At 66.9% G+C, this 7197-nt stretch carries 4 protein-coding genes; all 4 read left to right on the top strand.

Translation table 11 applies throughout. The features are described from left to right. On the top strand, nucleotides 1-2166 hold a 2166-nt coding region (locus A8G08_RS07150; protein ID WP_187344439.1), incomplete at its 5' end, for a transglutaminase family protein. A 56-nt stretch (nucleotides 2167-2222) separates the two neighbouring features. Next, a complete protein-coding gene (locus A8G08_RS07145) occupies nucleotides 2223-4829 on the top strand; it encodes a circularly permuted type 2 ATP-grasp protein (RefSeq protein ID WP_084436004.1) in 2607 nt (868 codons plus the stop codon). Continuing rightward, nucleotides 4826-5746, top strand: a complete 921-nt coding sequence (locus tag A8G08_RS07140) for a transglutaminase family protein (protein WP_068272047.1) — start codon at nucleotides 4826-4828, stop codon at nucleotides 5744-5746. The genes A8G08_RS07145 and A8G08_RS07140 overlap by 4 nt, the downstream gene beginning before the upstream one ends. A 34-nt stretch (nucleotides 5747-5780) precedes the next feature. Then, nucleotides 5781-6818, top strand: a complete 1038-nt coding sequence (locus A8G08_RS07135) for a zinc-binding metallopeptidase family protein (RefSeq protein WP_068272044.1) — start codon at nucleotides 5781-5783, stop codon at nucleotides 6816-6818. The last annotated feature ends 379 nt before the right edge of the window (nucleotides 6819-7197 follow it).

The raw sequence follows: 7197 nt of genomic DNA, 5'->3' as shown, positions 1-7197 counted from the left end.
AAGTGGTACCCGGGAGAACCCCTGCCGCGCTGGCAGATTGGACTGATCTGGCGCACAGACGGTGAGGCTGTCTGGTCCGACCCTGCGCTACTTGCCGATCCCTGGGAGCCGGACTCACCAACGCGGGATACACCCGACCACACCACCGCCAGGGCTCTCATCGAGCACATCACCAACGGGCTGCGACTGCCCGAAACCCAGGTCCGCCCGTTCTTCGAAGATCCGTTGGCGCGCCTCGCCGCGGTCGTACGCGCACCCGAAGGACCGCCGGCCGCTGGGGACGACGATCTCGAATCCGACACCGCCGAGACCCGCGCGGCACTGCTGGCGCGGGCCGAGGCGACGGTGAACGAGCCGGGCGGCTATCTGCTTCCGCTGCACCGACTACCGGACGACAGCGCGTGGGCCAGTGCCGACTGGCGGCTGCGCCGCGGCCGAATCGTTTTGCTGGAAGGCGATTCCCCGGCCGGTCTGCGATTGCCGCTCGGCTCGGTGTCGTGGGTGGCCGCGCCGATCGCGATTCCACGGGACCCGATCGCAGCCAAGCTGCAGTTCGGTCCCCACGGGCACCGCGACGAGACGGCCACCGTGGACACGGCCGATGGGAACCCGACGACGGCGCTGGTCGCCGAGATACGCGATGGGCTGCTGCACGTGTTCCTGCCGCCGATCGAGGAGGCCGAGAACTTCCTCGATCTTGTCGCGCGGGTTGAGGACGCTGCGGCCGCGCTCAGCCAGCCGGTCGTCATTGAGGGCTACGGTCCGCCGTCCGATGAGCGGCTGCAGAGCCTCTCGATCACACCGGACCCGGGTGTCATCGAAGTCAATGTCCCGCCGACCGAGTCCTTTGCCGAACAGGCCGAACTACTCGAAACCCTCTACGAGCAGGCGCGGTTGGCGCGGCTGGGCACCGAGGCGTTCGATATCGACGGCTCGCACGGCGGCACCGGCGGCGGCAACCACATCACCCTCGGTGGACGCACCTCGCGGCAGTCGCCGCTGCTGCGCCGGCCCGATCTCCTCGTGTCGATGCTCACCTACTGGCAGCGACACCCGGCTCTGTCGTACCTGTTCTCCGGGCGGTTCATCGGCACCACTTCGCAGGCGCCGCGAGTCGACGAGGGCCGCGAATCCGCGCTCTACGAAATGGAAATTGCGTTCGCCGAGATACTGCGGCAATCCGCGAAGACGGCGCGCACCGAGAGTGCACCGTGGGTGGTCGACCGTGCCCTGCGGCATCTGCTGACCGACATCACGGGCAACACGCACCGGGCCGAGTTCTGCATCGACAAGCTCTACAGCCCGGACTCGGCGCGGGGCCGGCTCGGCCTGCTCGAACTTCGTGGTTTCGAGATGCCACCGCATTTCCAGATGGCGATGGTGCAGTCGCTACTCGTCCGGAGCCTGGTGACAAGGTTCTGGGACGAGCCGTACCGGGCACCGCTGATCCGGCATGGCGCGAATCTGCATGGTCGATACCTGTTGCCGCACTTCATCATCAATGACATCTCGCGAGTCGCCGAGGACCTGCGCGCACATGACATCGAATTCGATACCGCCTGGCTCGACCCGTTCACCGAGTTCCGTTTTCCGCGGATTGGCACGGCGGTTTTCGACGATGTGGAGATCGAGCTGCGTGGCGCGATCGAGCCGTGGAACACACTCGGTGAGGAGTCGACTGCCGCCGGCACCGCTCGATACGTCGATTCGTCGGTGGAGCGCCTCCAGGTCCGCCTGGTCGGGGCAGACCGGGGCCGATATGTATTGACCTGCAACGGTTATCCCGTTCCGATGCTGGCCACCGACAACCCGGACATTCAGGTCGCCGGGGTGCGGTTCCGCGCCTGGCAGCCGCCGAGCGCGTTGCATCCGACCATCACCGTCGACGGCCCCCTCACTTTCGATCTTGTCGATGCGCACACCGGGCTTTCTCGCGGCGGCGTCACCTATCACGTCAGCCACCCGGGCGGGCTTGCGCACGAGCACGCACCAGTGAATGCCGTCGAGGCGGAGTCACGGCGCAACCGGCGGTTCGAGGCCGCGGGCCACACCCCGGGAGTCATCGATCTCGCGGATCTCCGGGAACGCGCGGCCCGCCTGCGCGCCGACGTGGGTGCCCCTGGCCTGCTCGATCTCCGCAGAGCCCGCACAGTGCTCAGTCGCTGAGGGACAATCGCGCAGGTAGAGCAACCGGGACAGTGACGTGCGAGGAGGGCGTTTCCATGACACAGGAGACAGCCGACCCCTCGAATCGCACCGCCCAGGATGAATTGGTGACGCGCTACCTTCAGGGGCGGTTGGCCGACAGCGTCTATGACGAGTTGATCGACGCCGACGGAACTGTGCGAGCGGTGTGGCGTGACCTCACCGAACCACTCGCAGGGCGCGGCAGTGCTGGTCTGTCCGAGCTCACCGACCGCGTCGAGCGGCTGATCGACAACGACGGCGTGACCTACAACCCGGTGATCCAGGTGCCCGCGGTAGTCGCCGCGCCGGTCCCTTGGCGCCTCGACCCGGTGCCGATGCTGCTGGCGGCAGAGGACTGGGACGTCCTCGAGGAGGGGTTGCTGCAGCGTTCGCGGCTTCTCGATGCATTGCTCGGCGATATTTACGGGCCGATGGAGACTGTGCGCCGGGGATTGCTGCCGCCCGAACTCGTTTTCGGTCATCCGGGTTATCTGCGCGCAGCGCACGGCATCCCATTGCCGGAGCGATGTCGGTTGTTTCTCCACGGCTGCGATATCGGGCGCGGGCACGACGGCCGGTTCCGGGTGGGGGCCGACCGGGCGCAGGCGCCGTCGGGTGCGGGGTATGCGCTTGCCGATCGGCGAGTGATGGCCCGCGCGATCCCCGAGGTCTTCGAGCATGCGGCACCGCGTCCGCTCACGTCGTTCGTGCGGGCCCTGCGAGCCGCCCTGATCGAGTCGGCTTCCGAGCAGGTGGAGCAGCCGACGGTCGTTGTGCTCAGCCCGGGTACACATTCCGAAACCGCCTTCGATCAGGCGTATCTCGCGTCCGTGCTCGGATTTCCCCTGGTCGAGAGTGCTGACCTCACCGTTCGTGAGGGCAAGCTGTGGATGCGCGCGTTGGGCGCGCTGGAACGCGTCGACGTGGTGCTGCGCCGCGTCGACGCCGAGTACGCCGACCCGCTCGATCTGCGGCCGGACTCGCAACTCGGAGTGGTCGGCCTGGTCGAAGTGCTCCGCCGTGGCGCGGTGAGTGTCGTGAACACTCTCGGCAGTGGCGTGTTGGAAAACCCTGCGCTGCAGGGATTTCTGCCGGAGATGTGCCGCGCCCTGCTGGACGAGGATCTGCAGCTCGACAGCGTGCCCAGCTACTGGGGTGGAGACCCGCTGCAGCGTACGAAGCTGCTTGCCGACCTGCCCGGCCTGGTGCTCAAGCCGATCACCGGCGAACCGAGCATCGACGGCAGTCGGCTAACCACCGCCGAGCGCACGACACTCGCGGCTCGGATCGAAGCCGAGGGCTGGAAGTGGGTCGGCCAGGAACCGCTGCCGCACACTCTTTCTCCGGCCGCATCGAACGGATCGTCGTTCGGGGCCGTCCCCTGCGGGCTGCGTACGTTCACCGTTGCGCAAGGTGCGGGATACACGGCGATGGTTGGTGGGCTCGGTCAGGTGTTGCGCCGTGATGGGGCCGCGCTTGTATCGGAAAGCTATGCAGCCAAAGATGTTTGGGTACGCGCAGGCGAGTCCGCGACGCGCGCCGAGCCGGTGCGTGTGCCGGTGACGCGAATCGAGGAGCTGCCCGCCTTCGAGGCTCCGGATATCGACGTACTCAGCTCGCCGCGTGTCCTCGCCGACCTCTTCTGGATGGGTCGATACGCCGAGCGTGCGGAGGGTACGGCGCGCCTCCTCATTGCCGCGCGAGAACGCTTCCAGGACTTCCGGTTCAGCCCGTGGCGCGACGGATACGAGTGCGTCCCAGTCCTTCTCGGCGCCATCACGGGTACGGAACCGAGCGGCGAACGCAACCCGATCACGGCAGCGAGGACACAAATTCGCGCGCTCACCGTGGACAAGGCCCGATCCGGATCGCTCGCCGAGTCTCTCGAGCATCTGGGGCATTCGGCCCGTGCCGTCCGTGACCAGCTGTCCAATGACACGTGGATGGTGCTCGGCGCGGTGGAGCGGGCACTCGCAGAATTCGCCGCCTCCGGTGCTTCCGACGAGGCAGGCTTGGCCGGAGTTCACTCGACGGCACTGGCCGGCATGCTCGCGCTCTCGGGGTTGAGCGCGGAGTCGATGGTGCACGACACCGGTTGGTACGTCACCGATATCGGCAAGCGGATCGAGCGTGGTCTCCAGCTGACCGGGCTCCTCGCCGCGACGCTGACCCGCGAACTGCCGTCCGATGCCGAGGCGATCGTCACCGAGGCGGTCCTGGTGGCGTCCGAGTCGTCTGTGATCTTCCGGCGCCGCAACCGCACTGATGCACGGCTCGCCGCGGCTGGTCGGGCCCGCATCGCGGGTGTCGCTCAGCTGCTGCTCTTCGACGACGGCAACCCTCGCTCGCTGGTCTTCCAGCTCGAGGCGCTGCGTCGTGACCTGCGCGCGCTGCCTGAGGCAGAGGGCTCGCCGCGCGCCGAACGGATCGTCGACGAGGCGAGCGCGCGACTGCGCCGCGCCGACCCCGAGGGCCTGGAGACGCTCGCCGAATCCGGGACTCGGGCAGACCTCGCGGAATTGCTCGACGCGATGCAGTCCGCACTGCGCACGCTGTCGGATGTCTTCACCGACACGCGACTGTCGCTGCCCGGTGAGATCCAGCCGCTCTGGGGTGCCGGTCCTGCGAGGCTGGTGCCATGACCGGGGTCCGGCGCTATCGCATCGAGCACCGAACGACGTACACGTATTCGGCGGTGGTCACCGGCTCCTATGGCCGTGGATATCTCACCCCACGCGAATTGCCGCATCAACGCTGCCTTTCGCACCTGGTGAGGGTCGATCCGGAGCCGGCCGATCAGTCGTCGGGCACTGATGTGTACGGCAACGTCGACTCCTATTTTCATGTGCTGGCCGAGCACGATCGTTTGGTCGTAACTGGCGAGTCCGTGGTGGAAGTGGATGCGCCCGAACCTGATTGGTACACGGGCGGTCCGGCCGCGCTGCCATGGGAGGACGCCCGTCCGTCGCAGACGAACGGTCCGCTGTCGGTGGAGTTCGCGCTCGACCTCGAACCGTCCGAAATCACCCCGGCGGTCACCGAATACGCCGCCGCGTCCTTCACACCTGGGCGCCCGCTCGGCGCCGCGGTCGCCGAGTTGTGCTCACGCATCTATCGCGACTTCACGTACCGGTCCGGATCGACCACCGTGTCCACCCAGGTGGCCGATGTCTTCGCCGCACGCGAAGGTGTGTGCCAAGACTTCGCGCGGTTGGCGCTGGCCTGCCTGCGCTCGCACGGGCTCGCGGGGAGTTACGTCTCCGGGTACCTCGCGACCGACCCACCACCAGGGAAGGAGCGGATGGTAGGCGCGGATGCGACCCACGCATGGGCTGCCGTGTGGACACCCGGCGGACGGTGGCTGGGCTTCGATCCCACGAACGATCAGTTCGCCGACGAGCGCTACGTGACCGTCGCGTGGGGTCGTGACTACGCCGATGTGCCGCCATTGCGGGGAATCATTTACACCGACGCGACCGAGGCCGGCATCGCAGTCTCGGTGGACGTAGCGCCGCTCGACGCAGATCAACTGCGTGTAGCCGACCCGGAGGATGGGTAGTAGTCCCTCGCTACCGGTAGGAGATCGGAGATACATGCGCGACTTCAACTGCTCGAATTGCGGCCAGGAACTGTCCTTCGAGAACTCTGTCTGCCTGCAGTGCAACAGCCCGCTCGGATTCAGCCTGGCCGAGAAGGCACTCGTAGTGATCGGCAAGCCGGCCGACCCGACTGCGCCCGCGGGTATCACGGGCGAGGTCGATGCGGAGAAGTTCCGGTTGTGCGACAACCTGCACCTCGCGCGCTGCAACTGGCTGGTGGCCGTGGAGGACGAGGAGGGGCTCTGCCCGTCGTGCCGGCTCACCACGACGCGGCCCAACAACGACGATGTCGACGCGCTCGCGGCGTTTGCCGATGCCGAGGCGGCCAAGCGGAGGCTCGTGCTCGAACTCGTCGAACTCGGGTTGCCGATCGTCGACCGCGAAGAGGACCCCGACAACGGGTTGGCCTTCGAGCTGCTGTCCAGCCGTGAGGAGAACGTGATCACCGGGCACGTCAACGGTGTGATCACCCTCGATCTCGCCGAGGGCGACGACGTTCACCGCGAACAACTGCGGGTATCGATGGCCGAGCCGTACCGCACGCTGCTCGGGCACTTCCGCCACGAGACCGGGCACTACTACTTCACCGTGCTCGTCACGACGGATGACGATCGCGCGCGCTTCGAGGAGTTGTTCGGCGATCCGGACGCCGATTACCAGGACGCGCTCGATCGGCACTACAGCCAGGGCGCACCCGACGGCTGGGAGGCGAACTATGTCTCCTCGTACGCCACCATGCACGCGGCCGAGGACTGGGCCGAATCATTCGCGCACTATCTGCACATCCGCGATGCCCTCGACACCGCCGCGGCGTTCGGCTTTGCCCCCGCCGGCGCGACGTTCGAGCGACACGTCCCGGGACAGGCCGGCTTCGACAAGATCATCGAGTTGTGGCTGCCGCTGGCCTGGGCGCTGAACATGGTCAACCGCTCGATGGGCCACAAGGACCTCTATCCCTTTGTGCTGCCGGAGCCGGTGCTGGAGAAGATGCGCTTCATCCACGACCTGGTCGTCGCTGCGCAGACCGGCTAGCCGCCGTCGACGGATTCAAATCTCGTTCGCCGGTGTGGCATTGGGCACATCGGTAGCGGGGCGATGGCAGGCCGCCCGGGTGGACCGATCGCTGCGGGCAGTGACGCAGACTCCGGAGGCGATTGGGTCCACACGCACGACAACGTGGCGGCCGATGTGAGCAAGTGCGTCAAAGTGCCCGTTGACCAGGCGATTTGGTGCACGGCGTAGGCGCCCTGTAACTTTCTTCGAGTCAGCAGGACGGACGCCGACCCAAGCCCGAGAGGGTGAGGAAAACGAGGTTGGACGAAGCGCTGATTCTGGTCCTGAAGCTCGTGTAGAGTGGTGGGCCGGTCCTCGTACTGAAGCTTGGGTGTGTGGTTTGCGTCCGGGTGGGGTT

It is taken from the genome of Aldersonia kunmingensis, assembly GCF_001646865.1.
In the GTDB taxonomy this organism is placed as follows: Bacteria; Actinomycetota; Actinomycetes; order Mycobacteriales; family Mycobacteriaceae; genus Aldersonia; species Aldersonia kunmingensis.
Note: the sequence above shows the minus strand (reverse complement) of the source record. Positions and strands in the feature narration are given on the sequence as shown.